Source organism: Actinophytocola oryzae, from assembly GCF_004364325.1.
Classification (GTDB): Bacteria; Actinomycetota; Actinomycetes; order Mycobacteriales; family Pseudonocardiaceae; genus Actinophytocola; species Actinophytocola oryzae.
In genome coordinates this window covers 72,568-96,601 of sequence record NZ_SOCP01000004.1, presented here as the reverse complement: position 1 = coordinate 96,601, position 24,034 = coordinate 72,568, and the positions used below count along the sequence as shown (strand labels likewise).

The 24,034-nt window shown below is 70.2% G+C and carries 16 protein-coding genes; 5 read left to right on the top strand and 11 right to left on the bottom strand.

Annotated features, from left to right (window positions below; translation table 11 throughout):
* Positions 1 to 71 precede the first annotated feature (71 nt).
* Positions 72 to 932, bottom strand: coding sequence for a (3R)-3-[(carboxymethyl)amino]fatty acid oxygenase/decarboxylase (gene scoE / locus CLV71_RS11370; protein WP_133902664.1), 861 nt, complete (start codon positions 930 to 932; stop codon positions 72 to 74).
* 456 nt (positions 933 to 1,388) lie between these two features.
* Here scoE and CLV71_RS11365 point away from each other — a divergent pair, with 456 nt between their 5' ends.
* Together CLV71_RS11365 and CLV71_RS11360 are read left to right on the top strand one after the other, a co-directional pair.
* Positions 1,389 to 2,870 carry a SagB/ThcOx family dehydrogenase gene (locus CLV71_RS11365; RefSeq protein ID WP_166664048.1) on the top strand — a complete coding sequence of 494 codons (1,482 nt, stop codon included), beginning with the start codon at positions 1,389 to 1,391 and terminating at the stop codon, positions 2,868 to 2,870.
* Positions 2,871 to 2,940: 70 nt separating this feature from the next.
* Entirely contained in the window at positions 2,941 to 3,546 is a 606-nt protein-coding gene (locus CLV71_RS11360) for a response regulator transcription factor (RefSeq protein ID WP_133902662.1), read from the top strand.
* Here CLV71_RS11360 and CLV71_RS11355 read toward each other — a convergent pair.
* Entirely contained in the window at positions 3,442 to 4,653 is a 1,212-nt protein-coding gene (locus CLV71_RS11355; RefSeq protein WP_133902661.1) for a sensor histidine kinase, read from the bottom strand. The two genes, CLV71_RS11360 and CLV71_RS11355, sit on opposite strands and share 105 nt — an antisense overlap.
* 407 nt (positions 4,654 to 5,060) lie before the next feature.
* Positions 5,061 to 5,636 (bottom strand): sigma-70 family RNA polymerase sigma factor, encoded by a 576-nt coding sequence (locus CLV71_RS11350; RefSeq protein WP_133902660.1) that lies wholly within the window; start codon positions 5,634 to 5,636, stop codon positions 5,061 to 5,063.
* A gap of 123 nt (positions 5,637 to 5,759) precedes the next feature.
* Between CLV71_RS11350 and CLV71_RS11345 the strand changes: the two genes are divergently transcribed.
* Complete coding sequence (locus CLV71_RS11345; RefSeq protein ID WP_133902659.1) at positions 5,760 to 6,407, top strand: hypothetical protein; 648 nt, start codon at positions 5,760 to 5,762, stop codon at positions 6,405 to 6,407.
* A gap of 130 nt (positions 6,408 to 6,537) precedes the next feature.
* Here CLV71_RS11345 and CLV71_RS11340 read toward each other — a convergent pair whose 3' ends face one another.
* The 8 genes from CLV71_RS11340 to CLV71_RS11305 all read right to left on the bottom strand — a co-directional run bounded on the left by CLV71_RS11340 (position 6,538) and on the right by CLV71_RS11305 (position 18,821).
* Positions 6,538 to 7,296, bottom strand: coding sequence for an ABC transporter ATP-binding protein (locus CLV71_RS11340; RefSeq protein WP_208297520.1), 759 nt, complete (start codon positions 7,294 to 7,296; stop codon positions 6,538 to 6,540).
* 17 nt (positions 7,297 to 7,313) lie between these two features.
* Complete coding sequence (locus CLV71_RS11335) at positions 7,314 to 8,402, bottom strand: FecCD family ABC transporter permease (RefSeq protein WP_133902657.1); 1,089 nt, start codon at positions 8,400 to 8,402, stop codon at positions 7,314 to 7,316.
* Between the two features lie 3 nt (positions 8,403 to 8,405).
* A complete protein-coding gene (locus CLV71_RS11330) occupies positions 8,406 to 9,434 on the bottom strand; it encodes an ABC transporter substrate-binding protein (protein ID WP_133902656.1) in 1,029 nt (342 codons plus the stop codon).
* Positions 9,435 to 9,448: 14 nt separating this feature from the next.
* The gene (locus CLV71_RS11325; RefSeq protein WP_133902655.1) at positions 9,449 to 10,915 is read right to left on the bottom strand and encodes an MFS transporter; all 1,467 of its coding nucleotides are present in this window, start codon (positions 10,913 to 10,915) and stop codon (positions 9,449 to 9,451) included.
* Entirely contained in the window at positions 10,912 to 14,655 is a 3,744-nt protein-coding gene (locus CLV71_RS11320; protein ID WP_133902654.1) for a non-ribosomal peptide synthetase, read from the bottom strand. Before CLV71_RS11320 ends, CLV71_RS11325 begins: the two co-directional genes overlap by 4 nt.
* Before the next feature lie 23 nt (positions 14,656 to 14,678).
* Positions 14,679 to 15,440: a TauD/TfdA dioxygenase family protein gene (locus CLV71_RS11315; RefSeq protein ID WP_133902653.1), complete on the bottom strand. Its 762-nt coding sequence runs from the start codon at positions 15,438 to 15,440 to the stop codon at positions 14,679 to 14,681.
* Between the two features lie 92 nt (positions 15,441 to 15,532).
* Positions 15,533 to 17,851 carry a heavy metal translocating P-type ATPase gene (locus tag CLV71_RS11310; protein WP_133902652.1) on the bottom strand — a complete coding sequence of 773 codons (2,319 nt, stop codon included), beginning with the start codon at positions 17,849 to 17,851 and terminating at the stop codon, positions 15,533 to 15,535.
* Entirely contained in the window at positions 17,841 to 18,821 is a 981-nt protein-coding gene (locus tag CLV71_RS11305; protein ID WP_133902651.1) for a hypothetical protein, read from the bottom strand. The genes CLV71_RS11310 and CLV71_RS11305 overlap by 11 nt, the downstream gene beginning before the upstream one ends.
* 524 nt (positions 18,822 to 19,345) lie before the next feature.
* Between CLV71_RS11305 and CLV71_RS11300 the strand changes: the two genes are divergently transcribed.
* Together CLV71_RS11300 and CLV71_RS11295 are read left to right on the top strand one after the other, a co-directional pair.
* Positions 19,346 to 20,116, top strand: coding sequence for an AfsR/SARP family transcriptional regulator (locus CLV71_RS11300; RefSeq protein WP_133902650.1), 771 nt, complete (start codon positions 19,346 to 19,348; stop codon positions 20,114 to 20,116).
* Between the two features lie 3 nt (positions 20,117 to 20,119).
* Positions 20,120 to 23,944 (top strand): acyltransferase domain-containing protein, encoded by a 3,825-nt coding sequence (locus CLV71_RS11295; protein ID WP_133902649.1) that lies wholly within the window; start codon positions 20,120 to 20,122, stop codon positions 23,942 to 23,944.
* The last annotated feature ends 90 nt before the right edge of the window (positions 23,945 to 24,034 follow it).

The window sequence follows — 24,034 nt, the reverse complement described above, 5'->3', positions numbered from 1 at the left end:
TGGAAAGAGACGAGCCGGCCCGGCGGCGCCACTGTGCGCCGCCGGTCCCGGTGACACGGGAAATCCACCGGCTAGTCGTCGTAGACGGTGACCCGGTAGGACACCGCGGGCTCGGGGGTCGCGGTGTGCAGCGCCCGGTGGATGAGGCTGCGGTTGTCCCACACCAGCATGTCGCCCTTCTCGAACGTCTGCAGGTGGATGTTCTCGTGCTCGTAGGTCCGGTCCAGCTGGCCGGTGGCCTCGAGCAGCTCCTGCAGGAGGTCCGGCCTGGACGTTCCGTCAGCGTCCTGGACGGACATGGTGAAACCCTCGCTTATGTATAGAACGGTTTCACCGGTGTGCGGGTGCTCGACCGCCGTCGGGCTGACGACCGGCGGGGTCTTGCCGTTGACCTCGTCGATGATCTCCGAGATGGGCCGGTAGACGTCGTCGGGGCGGATCTTGAAGTAGCGCAGCACACTGTGCGTCGCCGTGGTGCCCTTGACGGCCAGCTTCAGGTCCTCGGACAGCGACTGGTAGGCGTCGGCCATGTTGATGAAGAACGTGCCGCGGTTCCTCGACGGCACGACCTGCGGGTAGATGAGCGTGAGGTCGAAGGGACGCGGCATGAACTGGTAGTCCGAGTGCCAGAACTTGCCGGTCTTCGGCACGCCGACCTGCTTGCCGTCGTCCTCCTTGACGTTGGAGGAGACGAAGACCTCCTTGACCTTCGGGTGGTGGTAGACCGGCTCGTAGTACTCGGCCACCTCACCCATCTTCTTGCCGAGGCCGAGGAACTCCTCCGGGTCGAGGTGCTGGTTCTTGAGCACGGCGATCTTGCTGGTGTAGACCGCCTTCTTCAGCTCGGCGATGTCCTGCGCCGTCGCGGTGTTCGCGTCGAAGCCCTCCACGACGACGCCGAGCGCCTTGCCATCCTGTGGGGAAATTTTCATGATGCTTCCTTCGGTAATCGGTGGCGGCCACATGAGAAATTCATGTCCACACTCACAACCCATCACTGCGGTCTCGTGAAGGTAGTCGGGAAGCACCAGTGACTGGTTCCCGCCGCGACGGCACAAATCGTCATCCGGGCATGATTACCGGCTCGTGACCGTGAAGTTCCCCGGGCAATGTTTGCGCAGCATATCCTCGGTGCAATGACGCCTGCCGGGCGTCACTCAGTCCTGAGTGGACCGAGGAGGCGGCATGTGCGTCCGGTCACACCGCACGGTCCACAGTGGACTACCTGCTCGTGGCGCCCTCTAGTTCGCCTTGTCACGTACCCGTCACACGCTGGTGCCGCGGGACGCGGCACCCTTCCCGATGGTAAGAACACCAGGAAGAAGGCACGCAGGTGCGTGTCTGGCCGACGAGCTCGTGACGCGTGCGCACATGCCGAGGAGCGACAAGTGCAACCCGATGCAGACGCGCCACCACCGGAGTCGCGCCAACAGCTCTGGTCGTTCCGCGACGACGTCGCCATCGAGGCGGACCGGAACGGCAACCTGACGATCCTGACCCGCTGGGGCGACGTCGGAGTGCCCTCCCCGCCCCCTGGCGTCGAGGACTTCCTACGTCGTATGACCTACGGGCCCGTGGCGCTCGCCAACGCCGTCGACCTCGTCCCCAAGGACCTGCACGACACGCTCGCGAAGCTGCCGGGCAGCGTCGTGCACTCGCTCGCGCTGCGGGGCGCCTCGAGCCCGCTCATCTCCGTCGTCCCCGTCTCGCCGCGCGGGCTCTTCGAGCTGCCTGCCCAGACGTCGGTCACCGAGTCGCGGCCGATCCGCCTCTCGCGTTTCGCGTTCCTCCGCGAGAAGGGTGGCGAGCTGCTCGTCGAGTCCCCCCTCGCACACCACCACGTGGTGCTGCACCGCCCCCTCGCGTCGTGGGTCGTCGGCTCGCTCGGCCGGCCGACCAACTGCGTCGAGGTGGCACGCGGTGCCAACCTCTCGAGGCCGCTCGTGGTCGAGATCGTCGCCTACCTGGCAGGCGCGGGCATGGTGCTGCTCGGCGACGAGGACGCGGACACGCCGACCTTCGCGGAGGACGCCGACCCCGCGCTGCTCACGTGGTCGCCGCACGACCTGTTGTTCCACTCCCGCAGCAGGCTCGGGCGGCACGACAACCCGGCGGGCGCGGCGTTCAACCACGTCACCACGATGCCGCCGCTGCCCGTGGTCAAGCCGCCGCCCCCGGGCGAGCACTTCCCGCTGTGGCGGCCCGATCCGCTTGGCGGGGACACGCACGAGATGACCCTGACCGACGCCGTGGAACACCGCCGCTCGGTGCGTGAGTTCGCCGAGCGGGGGCCGACCGCGGCGCAGCTCGGCGAGCTGCTGTTCCGCACGGCGCGGATCCGCTCGCAACAGGAGGTCAGCGGCGCGGGCGACGTCCGGTACACCGTGTCGGCACGCCCCTACCCGAGCGCCGGTTCCCTGTACGAACTGGACCTCTACCTCACCGTCGACCGCTGCGCCGACCTGCCGCGCGGGATCTACCACTACGACCCGGAAGGCCACGCGCTGACGCTGATCAACGCCCGCGAGAGCGAGGTCGACGAGCTGCTCGCCGGCGCGACCGTGCTCATCGGATCGACACGGCCGCCGGTCCTCATCACGATGACCGCGCGGATCGGCAGGCTCTCCTGGGTCTACGACAGCATCGCCTACGCCACCACGCTCAAACACGTCGGCGTGCTCCAGCAGACGCTCTACCTCGTCGCCACCATGCTGGGGCTCGCCCCGTGCGCGCTCGCCATGGGAGACAGTGAACTGGCGACCTCCGCGTTCGGGCTCGACTGGCCCTCGGAGGTGAGCGTCGGCGAGTTCGTCATCGGCGTTCCCGGTGACTCACCGGAAACGGTTGTGAACGCAAGGGAATCGGCCTGACGCAAGGGGGGTGCGCCGCCGGATTCCGCGTGATACAACGGGAGGGCTGTCGGGCCCGGAGGGACGCCGAATGATCAAAGTGATGCTTGCCGAAGACATGCACATGGTCCGGGGCGCCCTCGTCGCGCTGCTCAACCTCGAGCCGGACATCGAGGTCGTCGCGGAAGTGGCCAACGGCAACGACATCGTGCCGACGGCGCAGAAGGTTCGGCCGGACGTGGCGGTCCTGGACATCGACCTGCCCGGCAAGGACGGTCTCACCGCCGTCGTCGAGCTCCACGAGGCGCTCCCCGGCATCCGAACGCTCATCCTCACGGGACTGTCCAGGCCGGGCAACCTCCGCAGGGCGCTTTCGGCCAAGGTAACGGGTTTCATGCTCAAGGACGCGCCGGCGGCACAGCTCGCGGACGCGATCCGCAACGTCGCCGCGGGCCGTCGTGTGGTGGACAGCCAGCTGGCGATGTCCGCATGGGACAGTGCGGAGTCACCACTCACGGCACGTGAGACGGAGGTCCTTCGCCTCACCTCCGAAGGACTGCAGGCAGTCGACATCGCGTCGAAGATGTTCCTGTCAGTCGGCACCGTCCGGAACTACCTCACCACGATCATCGGCAAGCTCGCGGCTCGCAACCGTGTCGACGCCATCCGCATCGCGAGGGACGCCGGCTGGCTCTGAACCCCGCGTGGTCTGCGTGCCCGCGACGGCGTGTCGCGCCATGCGCAACGGCACCTCGGCCCTCAGTCGGAACACATTGGGCCCGTGTACCACGGTGATGGTGCCGCCCGCCTCCTTGGCACGCACGGAAAGGTTGTGCAGTCCACCGACGCCCTGCTGCTCCCGGTCGTCCTGCCGCGCGGGCAGCGCGTCGTTGAGGATCTCGATCGACGCGCGGTCCTCGTCCTGACGAATAGTGATCGCACAGTGCTTGGCTTTGCTGTGTCGCAAGAGGTTTGTGACACCTTCGCGCAGCACGGTCGCCAGCACGGTGCTCACCTGGACCGGTAGGTCGATGTGGTCGCTCTCCAGCCGGACCGCGACTTCCGCCGCCGCGAGCACCGACATCGCCGAGCGGCACTCCTCCTCGAGCGACATCTCGCGGTAGCCGGTCGCGACCATGCGGGCGTCGGACATCGCGAGCCGCGAGATCTCGAGTACCTCGAGCAGCTGGTCGGATGCCGCCTGCGGCGCGCTTTCCATCAGCCGATGGGTCAGCTCGATTTTCAGTGTGATCGCCGACAGGCTGTACCCGAGCAGGTCGTGCAGGTCCCGCGCGAACCGCAACCGTTCACGCAGCACCGCGAGCCGCGCGTTCTCGGCGCGGCTCGTCCGAACCTCGGCGACGAGCGCGGACAGCCGGGAGAGGCCGTAGACCACCAGGCCGGTCGTGACCGTGAAGATCGCCGCGTACAGCGCCTCCACGAGCGTGGCGGTGAACACCCACTGTGCCGACGCGGTACTCGCCACGACGACGCCGAAGGCGGGCCACGCGAGGAACGGGCGCAGCACCAGGAGCAGGCTGCCCGCGAAGAAGCCGGGCATGCCGACCCACGCCTCCCCGAACACCAGCATCGGCAGGTAGCCGAGCAGGGCCTGCGTGCCGAGAACCGCGTAGCCGAGCGGGCTTCGGAGTCTGTCGTTGTCCCGCGTGTACCAGAGCAGCTGTACGAGCAGGAGCACGAAGACGCACACGAAGGAGAGCAGGAGGGCACCAGCGCCCACGTCCGGCAGCAGTGACACCCGAAGGAAGCCGATCAGGCTGATGCTGACGAAGACAGCGGTCACCACACCGACCGCAAGCCTCGGCGAGGAGGTCGGTCCTATGTCCCCTAAGTGGCCAGGCGTGCTGGGAGAGCTCACGAGACGGGCTCCGGCACCGGCTCAAGGCGTCCAGCGCGTGCGTAAGTGAGGCGCGCACCACGCACGCCATCTACTCGGCCACCCGATCGCAGGCACCACAGAAACAGACACGACTCTCACCCCTGTAACTCCGCCCGATACCTTGAGTGTGTGTCTCGCTTGTTCACTTGTGGCCGGCCGTCCGGCCACCCCGGTCGAGCCACGGGTAGCCGCCACCGGCACGCTCACCGCAATACATTCCGCAAATGAACGATCCGCCATGAGCAGATTACACCAGGTTCGCGGCGCTCGGGTGAATTTCTTACTGCGCGAAGTCCATTCCGCTTTTCGGTCTAACGGCGCTGAGCCTGGCGGCTCGCCGGCCGCAGCGACGCGGCGAGCGCCGTGACGAGGTCCTGCCTGGCACGGGCCACGCGGGAGCGGATCGTCCCCACCGGACAGTCACACACCCGCGCCGCGTCGGGGTAGCCGAGGCCGAGCACCTGGGTGAGCACGAAGGCGTCGCGCCGGTCGGGTGGCAGGTTGCGGACCGCATCGTTGATCGCGACCGTGTCGTCGGGACCTGGCAGTTGGCGGGCTGCGACCTCCTCGGCGGCACGGTACCGCTCCTGGTCAGCGGCGATGTGCGGCCGGCTCGCGGCGGTACGCAGGTGGTCGGCGGCGACCCCGCGCGCGATGGCGAGCAGCCAGGTCCGTCCGGTGTCACGAGCGCCGAACCGGCGCGCACCGCGCAACGCGCGGACGAAGGTCTCCCGCGTGAGGTCCTCCGCGTCGCCGTGCCCGACCAGGTAGAGCAGGAAGCGCCATACGTCACGCTGCGTGGCGCGGATCAACGCGCTCGCCGCGTCCCGGTCGCCCCGACCCGCCGCGACGGCTAAGTCGGTGACCTCGTCCCCTGAATCCGACATAATAATCAGGGTAGCTCCGGAATCGACCGCGGAACGGACGGTCGAGTGGGGGTCGAGTGAGACTCATCCCGAAATTCAAGAATGTGTTGGAACCAGGTGGCGCGAATTTCCGACTACTAGTTCGTGGACTGCGAAGACTTCCGAGAAGCCCTGAGCGCACGCCTTGACGACGAGGAGGGCGCCGCGGACCATCCGACCGACGCGCACCTCGACCACTGCACCGACTGCCGCTACTGGTACGACGCCGCGGCGCTCATCACGCGGCGCACCAGGACCTCCGCGGTGGTGGCCTGGCCGGACGTCTCCGACGCCGTGCTGGCCCGCGTCCCACCCCGCGTGGAACGCCCTTTCCTGGTGCGTGTCGCGCTCGGCGCGGTCGGCGTCCTGCAGTGCGGCACCGGTCTGGCCACCCTCGCGGGGACCGCGTACGAGACGGGTGCGTGGCAGGTCGCACTCGGTGTCGCCCTCGTGACGGCCGCCGCGCGGCGGCTGTCCGTCACCACCCTGCTCCCCCTGCTCGGCACCCTGGTCGCACTGCTCGCGCTGGGCGAGGTCGCGGGTGGCACGAACCCGGCGGGCATCGCGTCACTGGTGCTCGCCACGGCAGGCCTCGCACTCGCCGTGGTGCTCGGCAGGACCCCGCCGCAGGACCGGGGACCCAGCCCGTCGAAGCCCGCCGCGAACCGGCTCCGCCTCCCGGGAGAGCCGGAGGATAACCGCGACTCGGCAAGTGTGGTAATTCACGAGACCAGAACGGCCAAGAGCGCCTGAGACGTAGGACGATACGGGTTGTCGTCCAGCTCGCGAACCGCCGTAAACGGTGACGTCGAGGTGTTGAAAAATGTCGAACCGGCGGGGTGTCCGTCGGTTCGACATGTTCGAATCATGACGATGAATTCCCTCAGCTCGCCCTGGCCAGCGGCCGGGCACCGTACGTGACGCGGACGATGCCGTCCTGGTGGCGTTCAGTCACCGCCGTCACCCCGAAGACGTCCGAAAGCACCTCCGGCGTGAGGGCGTCCAACACCGGTCCGGTCGCCACGACCCGGCCGGAGTCGAGCACCGTCAGCCGGTCGCAGCTGCGGGCGGCGAGGTCCAGGTCGTGCAGCACGGCGAGCGTGGTCACCCCGACCGTGTGCACCAGCTCCAGCAGCTCGAACCTGGCCCGGATGTCGAGGTGGTTGGTCGGCTCGTCCAGCACGAGCAGCTCCGGCTCCTGCACCAGCGCCCTGGCCAGCAGCACCCGCTGACGCTCACCGCCGGACAGCGAGCCGTAGATCCGCTCTGCGTAGCCGAGCATGCCGGTCCGCTCGAGCGAGTCGACCACGATCTCGCGGTCGGCCGCGGTCTCCCGGTCGAACATGCCCTTGTGCGGTGTGCGGCCGAGCGCCGCGACCTCGTGCACGGTCAGGCCCGGTGGCGTCGGGCTGTTCTGCAGTACCGCCGCCGTGCGCCGGGCAGCCGTCCGCGCGGAGAGGGACCACACGTCCGCGCCGCCGAGCAGCACGGTGCCCCCACTCGGCCGTACGGACCGGTAGATGGTCCGCAGCAGCGTCGACTTGCCGCTGCCGTTGGGTCCGATCAACCCGACGAACTCCCCTGGCGCGACGTCGAGGCTGACGTCGTGGAGGATCGGGGTGCCGCCGATTGCGACACTCACGTTGCACACTTCGAGTTTCATGACGCGGACAAGCTCCTGTCCCGGCGCATGAGCCAGATGAAGAACGGCACGCCGAAAACGGCGGTCAGGATGTTGAGCGGCAGCTCGTTCGGCGGGTCGAGGGTCCTGGACAGCAGGTCGACGACCACCAGGTACATGGCGCCGACCAGGGCCGCGAGCGGGAGCAGCCTGCGGTGGTCGACCCCGAACGCGAGGCGCACGAGGTGGGGCACCATCAGGCCGACGAAGCCGATGCCGCCCGCCACCGCGATGAGCACGCCCGCGAGCAGCGACGTCAGGATGATCAGGACGATCCGCAGCCGCTTCACGTCGATGCCGAGCGCGGTCGCCGACTCGTCGCCGGTCACCAGCGCGTTGAGCTGGCGGCCGTAGAAGGTCAGCAGGACGGTCACCGCGATCACCACGACGCCCGCCACGTGCAGTTGCTCCCAGTGCGCCCCGGACACGCTGCCCAGCAGCCAGAACATGATCTGTCGCATGTTGTTCGGCTCGGTCTGCAGCTGGAGGTAGCTCGTGATCGAGGTGAACACGTAGCTGATCGCCACGCCCGCGAGCACGAGCCGGACCGGGTTGAGGCGTCCGCCCTGCTGTCCGAGCAGGAACACGAGCGCGACCGCGAGCATCGAGCCGAGGAAGGCCGCGCTCGACACCCCCAGGCCGCCGAGCGCGCTCGCGCCGAGCGCCATCACGATGACCGCACCGACCGAGCCGCCCGCGGACACGCCGAGGATGAACGGGTCGGCGAGCGGGTTGGACACCAGCGCCTGGAGCACCACACCGGCCACCGCGAGCCCGGCACCGCACAGCGCGGCGAGCAGGACCCTCGGGATCCGGAAGTTCCACACGATCTGGTCGTACGCCCGCTCGACCCCGGACTGGCCGCCGGTGAGGTGCGCCCACACGATCCGCCAGCTGTCACCGAGCGACACCGAGACCGAGCCGACCGCGGCCGCCGCGAGGATGGCGAGGACCAGCAGACCGCCGAGGACGAGCAGGCACACCGAGAGCGGCACGCCGTGCAACGGCGCAGGCCGCGCGGAAGCCCTCGGCTTCCGCGTGACCGGCAGTTCACGCACCGTGGTCATGACTTAGAACGCCTCTTCGTGGGCGACGTGTGCGATCTTGTCCACCGCGATGTCGTTGCTGGGGCCGAGGTAGATCGAGTCGGACAGCACGACGTAGGACTTCTTCTTCGCCGCGTCCCACTGCGGGAACTCGCCGAACAGCTTGGCCGCGTCGGCGTCCGGGTCCTCGGACATGTAGTCGACGACGACCAGCACCTCGACGTCCGCCTTCGCCACCTGCTCACGCGAGGGGTTGGCGAACATCTGATCGCTCGCCGTGGCGAACACGTTGTCGACGCCGGCCTTCGCCATGATGTCGTTCCAGATGGCGGTGCCGCCGACCGAGCTGAACTCGCTGCCCATGGCCATGCCCGGGATGATCAGCATCGCCTTCTTCTTCGGCAGGTTCCCGACCTTCGCCTGGATGTCGGCGATCTCGTTCTTCGAGTCGGCGATGACCTTCTCGGCCTTCTCGCTGACCCCGAAGATCCTGCCGAGGTCACGCAGCAGTGTGTAGCTGTCCTCTATGGACGGTGTGCCGCTGACCGTGCTGACCTCGCCGCAGCTGCTCTCCGGCGCGTAGGTGTTGGCGCCGACGGCGGCCAGGTCCTCGCGGGTGGCGAAGCCCGCCTCGGCGCGGAACCCGCCGTTGTAGGTGGAGATCACGAAGTCCGGCGCCAGCCCGATCATGGCCTCGCGCGGGATGTCCATCATGTCGTTGAGCTTGATGTCACCGGTCGGCAGCTTCGCGATGGCGGCGGCGCGGCCGGGCACCTCGGAGGCGCCGTACGACTGCGCGTTGGCGACGATCCTGTCGCCGAGTCCCAGCTCCAGCAGGGCGGACACCTCGGCGACCGAGCCGCCGTTCATCACGACCACCCGCTTCGGGGCCTCCTTGAACGTGTACTCCTTGCCGCAGTTCCTGATCGTCACCGGGTAACCCGCCGTTGGCGCACCACTGGTCGGGTCGGCGCTCGTCGTCGCCGCGCTGCACGCCGTGGCGGCGAGGCAGACGACCGCCGCCGCCGCGGCGGCGATGTGCTTGACCTTCATGGGTTTCTTCTCCCTTAGTTGGTTGCGGTCGAGACCGCTTCCTTCTGTGGCACCGGCGCCGCGGCGTCGGCGAGCTCCTGGACCGGCTGCCTGTGCAGCCGCGCGCTGAGCAGGCTCGTGGTCGTGGCGAGGGCCGCGAGCAGCAGCGCGGCGAAGGTGAAGGCCCGCGCGTGGTCGGCGAAGGGCACGCCTGCGTCACCGGGGGTCGCGCCGAGGACCGTGCGGTAGCAGACGCCTGCCGCCGCGACACCGAGTGCGAGACCGACCTGCGTGACCGTCGTGGCCATGCCCGACGCGGCACCCGCCTCGGCCGGGGCGACCCTGCTGAGGATCCCGGCCACGAGCGGCGCGACGACGAGTCCCTGGCCGAAGCCGACGATCGAGATCATGGCCACGAGCAGCGGCGGCTGGACACCCTCCGGCAGCTGGACGACGAGCGCACCCGCGTACAGCACGGTCGCGACGAGGGCGGTGCCCGCGACGGGCAGGGGCATCATGACCCGGTGACCGAGCCTGCGGCACACGGCCGAGCCGAGTGCGAAGGTGAACCCCAGTGGCACGAACATGAGCCCGGCCGTCGCGGGGTCGATGCGCAGGCCGGTCTGCAGGTAGTACGTGTACACCAGGTAGAGGCCCGCGCTCGTGGCGAAGAAGGACAGCACCGTCAACAGGGACAGGCGCATGCCCGGGGCGGTGACGACCCGCGGCGGGAACAGCGGGTCGCCACCACCTTTGTGCAGCTCACGCTGCTGTGCGGCCAAGATCGCGAACACAGCGAGCGCGAGCCCCAGGCCGAGCCACAGCCACCACCTGTCGCCCGGCCCGAGGATCAACGCCACCAGCAGGGCGGGCAGCCCCACGGTGGTCAGCAGTGCGCCGACGAGGTCGAGACGTCGTGACCTGACCGCCTCACCCTTCGGCAGCAGTGCGGTCAGGACGAGCACGACCAGCCCGACCGGCACGTTGACGAGCAGGACCGGGCGCCAGCCGAGCCCCGCGACGTCGAGGTCCACGAGTACGCCGCCGCCCGCGATCCCGGTGATCACACCGAGACCGATGACGACGCCGTAGACACCGAGCACCTTCGCACGTGCCTCGGCGTCGAGGACCGTGGCGCGGATGATAGCGAGAACCTGCGGTGCCATGAAAGCCGCCGTGGCGCCCTGCAGGAACCGCGCGGTAACCAGCAGCTCCGCGCTGGGCGCTAGTCCACAGAGGAGGGACGTGATCGTGAACCCCGCCACGCCCCACAGGAACACGGACCGGTGGCCGACCCGGTCGCCGAGGCGCGCGCCGGTGACCATCAGCGCACCGAAGGCGATCACGTACGCGGCGCCGACGAGCTGGATCTGGTCGAAGCCCGCGTCGAGGTCGTCCTGGATCGAGGGACTGGCCACGTTGACCACGAACCCGTCGACCTGCGTCATGAAGGTGGCGGCCAGCACCGCGATGAGGCCGAGCCACTCCCGTTTACCGATCACGGCACACTCCTGTGTTGACTAGTTCCCGCCGCGCGTGCCGCGATGGCCGCGGCGATCCTGGCGAGTGGTTCGGCACTGGTCATCGCGTTGTGGCTGCACGGGATCCGGTGTACGTCGACCTGTCCGTCCACATGCGACGACCAGGTGTCGGGGCCTGGCCAGTCGGGGGTCTTGTCCTCGGTGGCCTCGAAGAGCAGCACGTCGCCGACGATCCGGCGCGGCGTCCACTCGGCGCCGAGGCGGGAGTGGTGCGTGAAGGTCTGGTAGGCCAGGGCGATCTGGTCGGGGTCAAGGCCCGCCAGCTCGGCGGCGACCTCGCTCTCGGTGAGCGGGGGCCGGTCCCGCCACGCCGCCGGGAAGGGGTACGAGTCGAGCAGCGCCACGAGTACGACCTGCTCACCGGCCTCCTGCAGCTGTGCGGCCATCTCGTGGGCGACCAGCCCGCCGAAGGACGCGCCGAGCAGGTGGTAGGGGCCTGCCGGCTGGATCTCCCGCACGCGGGCGACGAAGCTCGCGGCGAGGTCGGCCACGGTCGTGGTCCGCACGCCGACGAGCTGCAGGCCGTACACCGGGCGGCCGGGAAGTGCGGCGAGCAGGCCGGTGTAGGCGAGTGCGAGGCCGGTGGCGGGCGCGACACAGAACAGGGGAGGTTCGATGCCGTCGGCACGCAACGGCAGCAGCACACGGTCCTCGTCGCCGTCCTCGTCGCCGTCTCCGCCGATGGCGACGGCGAGCCGCGCGGCCGTGGGCGCCTCGAAGACCGTGCGGATGCCGATCCTGACGCCGAACTCCCCCCTGACGCGGTTGATCAGCTTGGCGACGAGCAGGGAGTGGCCGCCGAGGGAGAAGAAGTCGTCGTCGATGCCGACCTCGTCGATGCCGAGCAGCTCGGCGAACAGTCCACAGAGGACCGCCTCGCGGTGGTCCCGCGGTGCCCGGCCGGAGACCGCGGTCGACTCCGGCGCGGGCAGCGCAGCGCGGTCGAGCTTCCCGTTGGTGGTGCGCGGAATGCGCTCGAGCGTGACGTAGACGGGCGGGACCATGTAGTCCGGCAGGCGTTCGGCGAGGTAGTGGCGCAGGTCCGCGGGTTCCGGCACCGTCGAGACCGGCACCGCGTAGCCGACGAGCCGCGGCTGCCCGGGAGTGTCCTCGCGGGGTATCACGGCCGCCTGCGCGATGTCCGGGTGGCCGGTCAGCGCTGCCTCGATCTCACCGAGTTCGATGCGGAAGCCGCGGATCTTGACCTGGTCGTCGGCGCGGCCGAGGAACTCGAGCGTGCCGTCCGGGCGCCAACGGGCGAGGTCCCCGGTGCGGTACATCTTCCCGGCGTGGAACGGGTCGTCCGGGAAGCGTTCCTCGGTCAGCTCCGGGCGGTCGTGGTAGCCGCGGGCGACGGGTGCGCCCGCGAAGTACAGCTCGCCGACCACACCGGGCGGGACGAGCCGCCGGTCGCCGTCGAGCACGTACGCGCGGGTGTTGGCGAGCGGGCGGCCGACGATCGGCTCCGCGCTCTCGTCGAGCCGGCACCACAGCGTGTCCACTGTGCACTCGGTCGGGCCGTACAGGTTGTAGACGGTCATGCCCGCGTCCCGCAACGTGGTCCACAGCGCGGGTCCGGTCGCCTCGCCGCCGAGAGCCAGCACCGCCGGTCTGCGTGGCGCGTCGAGGAAGCCTTCCGACACCAGCTCCTCGGCATAGGTCGGGGTGATGTCCATGAAGTCGATCTCGTTGTCGGACACGTACGCCAGGAGCTCGGTCGGCTGACGGCGCAGCTCGTCGTCGATGAAGTGCAGCTCATGGCCGTCGAGCAGCCAGAGCAGGCCCTCCCATGAGGTGTCGAACGACAGCGACGCGGACAGGGCGGCCCTGCGTGCCCTTCCGCCCGCATTGGGGCGGATGAGCGTGTCCCGGTGGTGGTGGAAGAGGTTCACCAGGCCGCGGTGCTCGATCACGACACCCTTGGGCGTGCCGGTCGACCCGGACGTGTAGATGAGGCAGGCCGCGTCCCGTGGTCCCGGACCGGTTCCCGGAGTGTCCACATCGGACGACCGGTCCAGCGCGGGCAGCTCGTCGAGCACCAGCACCGGTCCGCTGTCGGCGATGATGGCCTCGATGCGCCTGGCCGGGTAGTCGGGGTCGACCGGTACGTACGCGGCGCCGGACCTGAGCACGGCCAACAACGCGACGATCGCGTCGGAGGTCCTCGGCAGCAGTAGCGCGACGTAGGTGCCCGGCCCGGCGCCACGCTCGACGAGCCACCGCGCGAGCCGGTTCACCCTGCCCGCCAGCTCGGTGAAGGTCAGCGCCGCGTCGCAGGCCACGAGTGCCGTGCGGTCCGGGGTCGCCTTCGCCTGTGCGGCGAGGAGGTCCGGCACGGTCACCGCCGGCAGGGGCCTGTCCGTGTCGTTCCACGTCTCCAGGAGCAGCTCGCGTTCGCCGTCCAGCAGCAGGTCGATGTCCGTGACCGGCACGTTCGGCTCGCTCGTGACGCGCCCGAGGAAGGTCATGAACCGGTCGAGGTGCGTCTTCAGCTCGTCCGGGTCGTAGGAGTTCGGGTTGGCGTCGAGGACGATCCGCAGCCCGTGGCCGTCCGCGCGGTCGTAGATGTGCACGACCATGTCCTCGACCAGGCCCGCGCTCACGTTGTGCACCACACCGGGCGTGCCCGCGAAGCGCAGCCGGTAGTCGAACGGCATGATGTTGACCGAGGGGCCGAAGAGCTTGCGCTCATTGGCGACCAGCCTGAGGTCGCGGCGCAGCTGCTCGTACCGGTAGCGCAGGTGTGGCCTGCCGTCGCGCAGCTGGGCGGAGACCTGGCCGGTCAGCTCGGTGAACGTGATCCCGGGCGGCGTGCTCACCCACAGCGGCACGACGTTCGTGACCATGCACGGCACCCGCACCGACACCGACCCGAGGCGCACCATCACCGGCAGCGCGAGCACGGCCTCGTCGGTGCCGGTCATCCGGTGCAGGTAGGCCGCGAACGCGGCGGCGAGCGTCTCCGTCCACATGGCACGCGCCTGGGCGGCGACGGCCTTGAGCGCCGGGATGGCGTCGTCGAACTCGGCGCTGACCCGGATCACCGACCGCGCGAGCCTGCCCGGATCGCGCGACAGCACCACGGGCACGGGCCGTCCCTCGGCCATGCCGACCCAGTAGTCGCGGGCGGCGGCGTACTTCTCCGAGTCCAGATAGGACTGATCCTCGCGGACCACGCTCTCCAGTGACCCGAACGGATGGGCAGGCGGCTCGCGGTCCTCGGCGAGCGCCGTGTAAACCTCGGCGACCCGGCGCGCGACGAGCGAGAGGCCGTACCCGTCGAGCGCGATGTGGTGCACCCGGTGGTACCACAGGACGTGGTCGGGCCCGAGGAGGAACACCGCGTGGCAGAACAGGCGGTCACGGCGCAGGTCCACGGCCACGGACAGGTCCGCCCGCATCCACTTCGTCGCGGCGGCATGGGGGTCCGGCTCGTCCTGGACGTCGACGACGTGCACCGGCCACGAGGAGTCGGGCGCAAGCCGTTGCCAGACGTGGCCTTCCTCGTCCGTGCCGAACACCGAGTGCACCGAGTCCGTCTCGGCGACGGCCCGGCGGATGGCCGCCTCGAGCAGGACGACGTCGACCGGGCCGTGGATCTCCACGTACTCGGCCGTGTTGAAGGCGGGGCTGTCCCGGTCGAACTCCTGACCGGTCCAGATCCCCTCCTGGGCCGCGCCGAGCGGCATCGCGTCACGCATGTGTCTTGACCGTCCAATCCGGACTAGCCGTCGTAGACGGACAGGGCAGGCTCTGGCGTCGCGGTGAGCGGCGCGCGGTGGATCAGGCTGCGGTTGTCCCAGACGAGCAGGTCACCCTTCTCGAACGTCTGGACGTGGATGTTCTCGTGCCGGTAGGTCTGGTCGAGCTGGCCGGACGCCTCGAGCAGCGCCGCGAGCAGGTCCGGGCGGTCCTCGCCGTCCGCGTCCCGCACCGCCAGCGTGAAGCCCTCGCTGACGTGCAGCAGGGTCTCCCCCGTCCTCGGGTGGGTGACCGCCGCCGGGACCGTCAGCGGCGGGTTCCTGCCGTTGACCTGCTCGACGATGTCCGGGAGCGCCCGGTCGAGGTCCTCCGGCTCGAACCGGACGTGGCGCAGCAGGCTGTGCGTCGCGATCGCGCCGCTCACCGCCTGCTTCAGGCTCATCGACAGGCGCTTGTAGGCGGCCGCGGTGTCGATGAAGTAGATCGGCACCACCTTCGGGTAGACCATGCCGAAGTCGTACGGCTCGGTCATGAGCTGGTAGTCGGAGTGCCAGAACGAGCCTGAGTGGTCGTAGGCAGGGTCGAAGTGCTCCACCTCGCGACCGAGACTTCTGCCGAGCGCCAGGAACCGCCGTGGTGTGAGGTCCTGGTCCTTCAGGACGGCGATCTTGCTGGTGTAGACCGCCTCCTTCAGCGCCGCGATGTCCGCCGCCGACGCGCTACCGGCGGCAAACCCCTCGACGGTGACGCCGAGCTCCTGTCCTGCCTGCGCGGTGATTCTCATTCAGAAGTTCCTCGTGTCGCATGCCATCAGTCCACTGTGGAAGGCCGAGGCGGGTGGGACCCCGACATCCCACCCGCTCGACCGTGTCCGGGTTACGAGGCCGTCACCATCGCCTTCGGTTCGACCTCCGCCGCCTGTCCGGTGGCACGCGGTGGCTCGTTCTCGGCCAGTGCCCTGAACCGCCGCAGCCGCAGGCTGTTCGACACCACGAACACCGAGCTGCCCGCCATGATCAGCCCGGCCAGCATCGGGTTGAGCAACCCGCTCGACGCGAGCGGGATGGCCGCCACGTTGTAGGCGAAGGCCCAGAACAGGTTGCCCCTGATCGTGCCGAGTGTCCTGCGGGCCAACCGGATCGCGTCCGCCACGACGCGAAGGTCGCCGCGCACGAGCGTCAGGTCGCTCGCCTCGATGGCCACGTCGGTGCCGGTGCCCATCGCGATGCCGAGGTCGGCCTGCGCGAGCGCGGCGGCGTCGTTGACGCCGTCACCGACCATCGCGACGACCTTCTTCCCCTCCTGCAGGCGTTTCACCTCGGCGACCTTCTCCGAGGGCAGGACCTCGGCGATCACCTCGGTGATGCCGACCTCCGCCGCGACCGCCCGCGCCGCCGCCTCGTTGTCGCCGGTGAGCAGGATCGGGGTGAGCCCGAGCTTCCTGAGCTGCCGGACGGCCTGGGCACTGGTCGGCTTCACCGTGTCGGACACGACCAGCAGACCGCGGATCTCGCCGTCCCAGCCGACCGTCACCGACGTGCGGCCCGCCGCGTCGGCCTCCGCCTTCGCCCCTGCCAGCTCCGAGGGCAGCGAGTCGGCCCACCCGGCCAGCAACGACGTGCGGCCGACGATCACCTCGTGGCCGCCGACCGTGCCGCGCACACCGAGCCCCGCCTCGTTCGTGAAACCGTCCACGGTGGGCAGCTCACCGACCCGCTCCCTGGCGCCCGCCGCGATGGCCCGCGCGATCGGGTGCTCCGACGCGTGTTCCAGCGCGCCGGCCAGCCGCAGCAGCTCGACGCCCTTGACCCCGGCCGCGGGCACGACGTCGACCAGCGACATCTGCCCGGTGGTGACGGTGCCGGTCTTGTCGAGCACCACCGTGTCCACGGTCCTCGTCGACTCGAGCACCTGCGGGCCCTTGATGAGGATGCCGAGCTGAGCGCCCCGGCCAGTGCCGACGAGCAGCGCGGTCGGTGTGGCAAGGCCGAGCGCGCACGGGCAGGCGACGATCAGCACCGCCACCGCGGCCGTGAACGCGGCGGCGGGTGGCTGGTCCGAGCCGAGCCAGAAGCCGAGCGTGGCGAGCGACAGCAGGATGACGAACGGCACGAAGATCCCGGACACCCGGTCCGCGAGCCGCTGCACCTCCGCCTTGCCGGTCTGCGCCTCCTCGACGAGCCGCGCCATCTGCGCGAGCTGCGTCTCCTCGCCGACCCGCGTGGCACGCACCACGAGCCGGCCGCCGACGTTCACCGTCGCGCCGACCACCTCGTCACCCGGCCCGACCTCGACCGGGACGGACTCGCCGGTGAGCATGCTCGCGTCGACGGCCGAGGAACCCTCCTCCACCACCCCGTCGGTCGCGACCTTCTCCCCAGGCCGCACCACGAACCGGTCGCCCTCGGCCAGCTCGGCCACCGGCACGGTCACCTCGACGCCGTCCCGCAGCACCGCGACTTCCTTGGCACCGAGGGAGAGCAGGGCACGCAGGGCGGCGCCGGAGCGGCGCTTCGCGCGTGCCTCGAAGTACCGTCCACAGAGGATGAACAGCGTCACGCCCGCGGCGACCTCGAGGTACATGTTCGCGGTGCCGTCGGTCCGCTCGATCGTGATGCGGAACGGGTGGCGCATGCCGGGCATGCCGGCCTCGCCGAGGAACAACGTGTAGAGCGACCAGGACAGCGCCGACAGCGTGCCGACCGAGACCAGCGTGTCCATCGTCGCGGCGCCGTGGCGCAGGTTGCCGAAGGCAGCCCGGTGGAACGGCCACGCGCCCCACACGACCACCGGGCCGCACAGCGCGAGGCAGGCCCACTGCCAGTAGTCGAACTGCAGTCTTTCCCACATGGACATCGCGATGACCGGGACGGCCAGCACCGCGACGATCCACACCCGGTTGCGGGCGGACCTCAGCTCGGCGTCGTGCCGTGCCTCCTCGTCGGTGCCGGGGTCCACGGTGGACGTCGTGGTCTCCTTGACCACCGGCTTCGCGGTGTAGCCGATCTCCTCGACGGCAGCGATCACCTGCTGCGCCGAGACGTCACCGGCGAGGGTGACCTTCGCCTTCTCGGTGGCGTAGTTGACCGAGGCCGCCACGCCGTCCAGCTCGTTGAGGTGCTCCTCGATCCGCGCGGCACACGACGCGCACGTCATGCCGCCGATCAGCAGCTCGCACCGGTCGTCAGTGGCCATGCGACGTCCCTCCCGAAGAACCACCGGCTGCCGCCGGAGTGCCGCCCGAGAGCGCGGCCTTCTCGTTCGCGGCCTTGATCGCCTCGTAGGTGGCCTCGTCCAGGCCGTGCGGCGGCGGGTTCTTGCCGCCGACGTTCACCGTGAACACCGCGGTGTGCACGACGCCGCCGTGCTGGAAGTCCAGGAAGAACCGGTAGGCGCCGTAGGTCGGCGGCGTCGCCATGAAGTCGATGTCCGGCCCCGGCTTCGTCCTGCCGTCACCTGGCGTGCCCGTCGGATGCACGTGGAGGTAGGCGAGGTCGCCGTCCCGCAGCACGACCAGGTGGCCGTACGCGGCCAGGTAGGGCTCCAGGTCGGTGACCGGCTTGCCGTCCTTGGCGATGCTGATCTTCAGGTTGCCCATCTTGCCCGCGGTCAGCGTGCCCTTCATCGTGGCCGTGTAGCCGTCGACGGTCGTCGTGTTCGACGGCGCGGGCAGCGCGTGCGGCTGGAAGTTGCCAGCCACCGAGATGTCCTGTGCGACGACCGAGTTGTGGATGCCCCACAGCGGGAAGAAGTCCGCGAACACCTTGTACTCGCCCGCCTCGGCGAAGGTCAGCGGCACCCGCCACACGCCGTCGGGCCCCAGGTTGGGGTGCACGTGCTGGAAGTTGGTGAGGTCGCGCCGCGCGACGATCATGTGCAGCAGCTTGTCGTGCTGTGGCTTGTACTTCATCAGCGGCGTGCCGTCGTACTGCAGGATCTGGAAGGCGAACGTCACCGGGACACCGGCCTGGACCGAGTCGGTGAGCACCTTGATCTGCATGCTCTCCCCGACGACCTCCAGGCCGCTGGCGGCCGGCTCCACCTCCGCGGCGACCGGGGCCGCCGCGGCCGGTGGCGGACCGACGATCCTGCCGACGACGTAGGCGCTCCCGAACACCAGCACAAGGGCGAGCGCGAACGCCCCGAGCTTCGTCAACGTCTTCATAATTCCCGTCCCATGTGGACTATCGGCTTGATCCGTGCCTTCCTGCGACAATAAGTGGGGGTGAGCGCACGGGCCACGAGAACCAGCCGGAGGACGTTACCGCACCAGCCTGCGATTACCGCCCCGTGGACAGACGGATGACCAGCACGGAATCAAATGTGGAGACAGGGTGAGGCAGCCGCCTGGTGGTAGCGGCTGCCTTGGGAGGAACGTCTTCCCGCTGTTGCTGCTGTTCGTTGGCACCACCGCCGGCGCGTTGCCCCGCCCCGGCGGTGGGCCGGACCCTGGTGCGTTTCGGTTGGCTCAAATGTCGGTCATCGCCCCGCACACCGGCAAGGTCGCGGCTCATCGATCGGTCCAGGATTTCTCACCGGCGCCTGGTGAATCGTTCACTCGTGCGCCCGTCATCGGTTACCGTGAGGAAATCATGATTCGTGACCTGGGGGTTCCCGGGCAGTGACCTGCGGTGCGACGCTCTGTGCCGACCGGTACTCGGTCCACGGTTCCAACTCGGAGTGAGACCCATGCAGTTCTCTGTTCTCGGTTCGACCGAGGTCACCGCGGATGGCGTCCAGCAGGAGCTGGGCGGGGTCAAGCAGCGGGCGATCCTCGGCTACCTCGTGCTGCACGCCAACAAGGTCGTGCCGACCAGCCAGATCCTGGCCGCGATGTGGGAGGGCAACCCGCCGCCCACGGCCAGGAAGATGGTCCAGAACGCGGTGTCGGGCATCCGCAGGATGCTGGCCAACGACCCGAACGCGCCGGAGCTGCTGACACACGCCCCCGGCTACCAGCTGCGCGTCGCCACCGACGACGTCGACCTGTTCCGCTTCCGCGCGCTCGTGCGGGAGGGCCGGGCGGCCATCACCGACGGCATGCCGAGCCACGGCGTCGAGCTGTTGCGTGACGCCCTGTCCATGTGGCGCGGCCGCGCACTCGCCGACCTCGTCGAGACCGGCATCGGGTGGTCGGAGCTCGCGGCCATCGAGGACGAGCGGCTGTCCGCGCTCGAGGACCGCCTCGACGCCGAGCTGGTGTGCGGGCGACACCGCGAGATCACCCCGGAACTGGAGGTGCTGACCGCGACCGAGCCACTGCGTGAGCGGCTGTGCCTGCAGTTCATGTTGGCGCTGTACCGGTCCGGGCGGCAGGCGGACGCGCTGCGGGTGTACCGGCGCACCCGCGAGGCGCTGATCGACGGCCTGGGCCTCGAGCCTGGCCGGGAGCTGCGGGAGCTGCAGCAGCGCATCCTCGAACACGACGCGGCCATCCAGGTCACCGCCGTAGCGGCCTGACCGGTGCGCACCGACCGGCTCGTGCCCCTGCCCGACATGGTCCGGGCAGGGGCGAGCCGCGCGGGCATCGCCTTCGCCGATGTGCGGCGCGAGGTGACCCACGCCGAGCTGGCGGCACGCACCGAACGGTTGGCAGGACACCTCGCGGACCTGGGGGTCCGCCCAGCGGACCGGGTCGTGGTCCTACTGGACGGCGTGGCGGGTGTGGAGAGCGTGGTGGCCACGGTGCGGGCCGGCGCCGTGGCCGTCCCGCTCGACGCGACGGTCGACGACGCCGAGCTGGCCAGGCTCGTCGCGGACGCCCGCGCCACCACGGTGATCACCGACGCCGCCTGCGCGCGCCGCGTCTCGCCGAGGACGCTCATCGTGGACGGACCGTACGACGGCGCGGCACTCGACTACGAGATGCTGGCGACGACCGACCCGGTGTCGGCCGCGCGCGACGGCGCCGACCTCGACGGCGTGTCCTTCCTGTGCCACACGGCCGGGGTGACCGGTCCACGCCGAGGAGTGCCCACCACACAGCGGAACCTGCTGTGGGCGGCACTCGGCTCGTACGGGGACGTGCTGTCCGCGAAGGACCGTCTGCTGTGGACACTGCCGCTGCACTGCGGGCCCGCGCACGTGTTCGCGGCGCTCGCGACCGGCGTCACGGTCTGGCTTGCCGCAGGCCGCAACAGCACCGAGGTCCGCCACGCCCTCGCCGAGCAGCAGAGCACGGTGATCGCCGCGAACGCGATGATGTTCGCCGAGCTGCGACGCCTGACCCAGAGCGTCCGGTTCGGGCTGCTGGTCGGCTCCGGCCGCGCCGACTCGCGGTTCCCGCTGCTGACCGTGTACACGATCACCGAGACGGCCGGCCCGGTGGCGATGAGCAGACCGGGCAACGACGGCCTGGTGCCGATCCCCGGCGTCCGGGTCGCCGTCGCGGACGACGGCGAGATCCTGGTCAGCGGCCCGACCGTGACCACGGGTGGCTGGTACCAGACCGGCGACCTCGGCACGCGCGACGAGCTGGAACGCCTGACGGTCACCGGCCGCGTCGCGGACCTGATCAACGTCGGCGACGAGGTGGTCCGCCTCGAGGAGGTGGACGCGGCCCTGCGCTCGGTGCCCGGCGTCCGCGACGCCGCGATCGCCCACGGCCCGGTCGCGTACGTGGTCGCGGACGACGTGGACGCGGGAGACCTGTTCACCGCGTGCCGCACCGCGCTGACCGCCGCCGCGGTGCCCGCGGAGCTCTACGGCGTCCGCGCGATCCCGCGCACGGCGACGGGTTCACCACTGCGGCACCGACTTCCCGGCCTGCCCGCACGCCTGCTCGGGGTGGCCGCGGGCACGCACGAGACGCTCTTCGCACAGCACTGGGAGCCGCTCCCCGAGGTGACCGGGGAGCCGGGCAGGTGGGCGGTCACCGGCCCGGCCGAGCTGACGGCCGGGCTCGACGCGCCGGGTTTCGTCGTCGAGGCCGGACACTCGACGGTGGCGGAGGTGGTCGGGTCGTGGCTCGCGGAGCACACGCACATCCGCCTGGTCCTGCTGACGCACGGCGCGGTCCACGCAGGCGGCTACGCCCCCGACCCGGACGGGGCGGCCATCTGGAGCCTGGGCAGGCAGGCTCAGTCCCGCCACCCCGGCCGGCTCGTCCTGCTGGACGCCGACAAGGTGACCGACGCGGCACTGGTCGCGGCGGTGGCCTCCGGCGAGCCAGAGCTCGCCCTGCGTGCGGGTGAGCTGCTGCGACCGACGTACACGGCCGTCCCGTCGGCGTCGGCGGGGCGCCCGCTGTCCGGCACGGTGGTCGTGGTGGGCGACGAGCCGTCGCTGGCGTACCACCTGGTGGCTGCCCACGACGTGCGTGAGCTGATCCTGACGGGTCCGGCGTCCCCGCCCGAGGTCCCCGGCGTGGACGTGGTGCACCGGGCCGGGATCGCCGAGGCGTTGGAGGAACGCCTGGTGGACGGCGTGGTCGGGGTGGACCTGACCGCGCGGGAGGCGTGGACCCTGCACGAGACGACGCTGGCGCACAACCTGTCGGCGTTCGTACTGCTGAACAGCCACCCCAGCGCGGTCGCCGACGCGTTGGTGCGCCACCGCAGGATCCTGGAGCTGCCCGCGGTGTCGGTGACGTGGAACCACGACGGCTTCACGACGCTCCCGCCCTCCTGGCGCACGCCCGTGGTCGACGCGGCACTCGCGGTGGCCGAGCCGTGCGTGGTGGCGGGTCTGCGTGGCGCGCGGGCGGCGGAGGCGGTACGCGAGTCGTTGAAGGAGCGGGTCCTGTCGGCCCAGGACCGCGTCGGCGTGCTGCTGGACGTGGTGCGCGCCGAGCTGGTCGGGGTGCTGGGCCTGCCGGTCGCACGGGGCATGTCGTTCCGCGAGCTTGGCCTGGACTGGCTGGCCACGGTCCGCTTCCGCACCCGCCTGTGCGCGGCGACCGGACTTGACCTGCCCGCGACACTGACCTCCGTGCATCCGACACCGACGGCGCTGGCCGAACACCTGTTGTCCGCACTGGGAGTGCTGCCGCCGCTGAAGGCGATAAAGAGCCTCCAGTCCACTGTGGATGTCGTCGAGCAGGCTCCCCCACAGCCCCAGCTGGTCCCGTGGCTCCTGTCCGCACCCACCGAACAGGCCCTGCGCGAGGAGGCGGCGTGGCTGGCACGGGCACTGGGTGACCACGACGTGCTGGCGACAGCGAGAACCCTGGCCGCGCGGCCCGTGTATCCGCACCGGGCGGCGATAACGGGCACGACCCGCGAGGAGCTGACCGACGGCCTCCGCGCGGTGGCGGCGGGTGCCCTACCGTCCACAGTGGTCGGTTCGGGAGGCGTGGCGTTCCTGTTCACCGGCCAGGGCGCCCAGCGCGTCGGCATGGGCGCGGAGCTGTCGGCGCGGTTCCCCGTCTTCAGGACGGCGTTCGACGAGGCGTGCGACGCGTTCGCCCCACACCTGCCGACGCCACTGAACGACGTGCTGAACACGGAGGCGTTGCACGACACGGAGTTCTCCCAGCCTGCGTTGTTCGCCGTCCAGGTGGCCCTGTTGCGCCTGCTGGAGTCGTGGGGCGTGCGCCCGGACTACGTGGCGGGCCACGCGGCAGGCGAGCTGGCGGCGGCGTACGCGGCAGGCGTGTGGTCGCTCGCGGACGCGGCGCAGCTGGTGGCCGCGAGAGCCCGCCTGATGCAGGCGCTGCCGAGGACCGGCGCGATGGTGGTGGTCGAGGCGACCGTGGAGCAGATAGCCCCGCTGCTGTCGCCGACGGTGTCGGTGGCGGCCGTCAACGGGCCGACGACGCTCGTGCTGTCCGGCGAGGCGTCCGCGACCCTGGCGGCGGCGGAGGAGCTGGCCGACCGGGGCCGCAAGACGAGGCGCATACCGGTGACACACGCGTTCCACTCCCCCCAGATGGATCCGATGCTGGCGCGCCTCGAGTCGATCGCGCACACGATCCCGCACCGGACCCCCGTGATCCCCTTGATCTCCACCCTTTCCGGCGAGGAGGAGACGCCGGACGCGCGTCACTGGGCCACGCAGGCAAGATCAACCGTCCACTTCACGAAGACGCTGGCGACACTGACCGGCAGGGGTGTCGAAACGTTCGTGGAGCTGGGTCCCGACGCGGTACTGACCCGGATGACCAGGAACAACGCGCCGGACCGGGTCGCCGTCCCCACCATGGCCGACAGGCAGCCGGAGACCAGCACGGTCGCCAGGGCGTTCGGCAGGCTGTTCACCCTCGGGTCCACAAGGGACACACTGGCCTTCTTCCCGGCGGTCCCGGAAATCCCCCTCCCGGACCGGGAACCCCACCGCCGGTCCGCGTAGTCGACAAAAACGGGACAACCCGAGCGTGCGCGGAGACTCCCCGGAATCCGTGGAAAAACAGGTACTATTGGCTCAGACCTGTGGCAGTTC

Bases quoted from the DNA above. Each gene is read 5' to 3' on its own strand.
- scoE (WP_133902664.1), bottom strand. From the start codon at position 932: ATGAAAATTTCCCCACAGGATGGCAAGGCGCTCGGCGTCGTCGTGGAG.
- CLV71_RS11360 (WP_133902662.1), top strand. From the start codon at position 2,941: ATGATCAAAGTGATGCTTGCCGAAGACATGCACATGGTCCGGGGCGCC.
- CLV71_RS11350 (WP_133902660.1), bottom strand. From the start codon at position 5,636: ATGTCGGATTCAGGGGACGAGGTCACCGACTTAGCCGTCGCGGCGGGT.
- CLV71_RS11335 (WP_133902657.1), bottom strand. From the start codon at position 8,402: ATGACCACGGTGCGTGAACTGCCGGTCACGCGGAAGCCGAGGGCTTCC.
- CLV71_RS11330 (WP_133902656.1), bottom strand. From the start codon at position 9,434: ATGAAGGTCAAGCACATCGCCGCCGCGGCGGCGGCGGTCGTCTGCCTC.
- CLV71_RS11320 (WP_133902654.1), bottom strand. From the start codon at position 14,655: ATGCGTGACGCGATGCCGCTCGGCGCGGCCCAGGAGGGGATCTGGACC.
- CLV71_RS11315 (WP_133902653.1), bottom strand. From the start codon at position 15,440: ATGAGAATCACCGCGCAGGCAGGACAGGAGCTCGGCGTCACCGTCGAG.
- CLV71_RS11310 (WP_133902652.1), bottom strand. From the start codon at position 17,851: ATGGCCACTGACGACCGGTGCGAGCTGCTGATCGGCGGCATGACGTGC.
- CLV71_RS11305 (WP_133902651.1), bottom strand. From the start codon at position 18,821: ATGAAGACGTTGACGAAGCTCGGGGCGTTCGCGCTCGCCCTTGTGCTG.
- CLV71_RS11300 (WP_133902650.1), top strand. From the start codon at position 19,346: ATGCAGTTCTCTGTTCTCGGTTCGACCGAGGTCACCGCGGATGGCGTC.